A 2,120-nucleotide genomic window follows, 5' to 3' on the forward strand; every position below is an offset into this window, starting at 1 on the left:
GTGGGCGCCTGGCCGGGCTCGGGCGGGACGTTGAACTGGATACCGCCTAAGCTGGCTGCACTGCCGAGCTGGATTTTTTGGTCTTTGTAGAGGTTTTGGTACCAGGCGGTGCGGGTCTCTGCGGGCGCGCGTTGCGTGGGCTTGGGGCTGCTCCAGGACAACTGCCGCCTAAGTGAGACCAAACTCAAGCGGTCTTTGGGTTGCAAGTGTGTGCATCGCGAGACTATGTGTGAACGTCGCCTGAGGTTTGAAGGTTGCACTTCAGATTTGAGACCACCCTTTCCACCAACAGGGAGTGCAATCATTTAACCTGCTCTTCGGAAAATTATTTAAAACAATTTTTTAAAAAGAATAACCCCATAAAAAACCATTGCAACGATGAATGCAAGCACCCCATAAATATAGTCAATTTTTTGAGCTTTTCCATTTTTTCTTTTGTTGTGCAGCTTGAAGGGAAAATAATTTCCACAAAATACTATTATTATAAATATTAATATGAATAACCAATTTTTCATTTGAAGCAACTTGGGCGATCAGTTGATGGAAATTCAACTCCAGCTACAACCCCAGGGAGTCCATATATTAACGAAGCAATACTGGAAACCCCTCCATTCACATTAGATGCTGCAATCAATTTCGGAAGAATTGCCGCGAAAATTGTCGCAGCAGCTCCAACCACTATTCCTCCGGCACCAAACCCCCCGTTGTAACAAGACAACTCCTCATCACTCATTCCTCTTGTCGCTTTCTCAAGTACAATTAAATGAATTGCAAAGAATACCGCCGCCAGAAGTAATGAGGCCAAAATCCCTCCTGCAACACCAAGTGTACCAATCGAAGTTCCAGCAACAATACCTAAAATAACAACCGTGGCAGCAAATGAAGCTCCATGAGCAAAGCCTGCAATCCAAGCTAAAGCCAAAGACCCTCCATTGCTCCCGCCTTCAATGGTATAAGCACCGGCACCGGTACTTGGGTCTATGACCGTAAACCCAGACCCCATCCATCCATTTTGGATGATAGGTTTTTCGTGAATCGCGACTTCATACCCCGCATCCAGTGCGTTCTGCACCCGGCTCTGCGTGTCATAACTGTGCGTGCTCAAGCTTGCGTTGACGATATTGGGGTTGTTTGTATAAACCGTTCGCGTGATCGTATAAATTTTCTGCCCCGCGTTTGCGGCAAGGCCGAGCGCCTTGATGGCACTGATCCCCTGCGGGCAGTCTGGCAGTCCTACCGTGGGGTTGACCATGCCTTGGCTGTTGCATTCGCTGGGGTTGCTGAAGTATTTTTCAGGAATCGCATGCTCCAGCGCACTCATGTACTGCCCCCTGAGCCGGTTGTAGTTGACCCACGTTTTCTCATTCCCATCCTTGGCCCAAGTCAAATTCCTGATGTGGCCAATGTCAATGTTCACCCCGGGGAAAGTGACCTTCCTCACCACGCCCCAGCTGCTGATGGGGTTGGCCACGGCGTGAAACAGACCATAGGAAAGGCCAGGGTTTTCGATGATGCCCGCTTGATTTTGATTGAGCCGGTTGTGATTCTCTGCTGCGGTGAACCAGCTCCAGATGGTCGCAGTGAGCAGGTCACCACTGATCTGTTCGCCGGTCAGATTGCTGGGGTCATTGGCTTGCAGTTTCATCTGGACAGTTTGCAGGCGTTGTTGCAGTTGGTTCAGTTGTGCAAAGCTGATTCCACCCGCACTGATACCGATAGCCGTGGCCTGCCCTGCGGTGTGGCTGGCGTCAGGGGTTAGATCCCACTGAGTGGGGTTGTGCAGCTGGGTGAAGCCACCCTGCCCTTGCAAGTCGGTGCCCATGGTGACGGCGGTGCTGCTTTGGGCCACTACTTGACCATCCAGCGTGATCGTAGGTTTGAGGCGGATCAGGTAACCTGGCAGGCTGGTGGGCAGTTGGTCAGGCCGAATGGGGCTGCCGTCGGCGTTGGGCTTGGGCAGGTAGCTGGCGATGAGGTCGGTGGTGGCCTGGTCGGCGGGAGCGTAGCTCAGGGTCAGGCGTTTGCCCACGAGTTGGCTGGTGGGGGCGGTGTAGCTCAGCAGTTCGTTGCCCCAGCTGTCGCTCAGGGTGTAGCTGAACTGGTGCTGCAGGCTGGCGGGC

1 protein-coding gene and 1 pseudogene are annotated in these 2,120 nt (G+C 52.5%); both read right to left on the bottom strand.

Features of this window, described 5'->3' with window-relative positions:
• Positions 1-206, bottom strand: a 206-nt coding sequence (locus CBY09_RS23995; protein WP_205734210.1) for a hypothetical protein, incomplete at its 3' end; no start/stop codon positions are given.
• Between the two features lie 305 nt (positions 207-511).
• A pseudogene (locus CBY09_RS23410) lies at positions 512-2,120 on the bottom strand (transglutaminase); the annotation flags it as partial.

It is taken from the genome of Acidovorax kalamii, assembly GCF_002245625.1.
Taxonomy (GTDB): domain Bacteria; phylum Pseudomonadota; class Gammaproteobacteria; order Burkholderiales; family Burkholderiaceae_C; genus Acidovorax; species Acidovorax kalamii.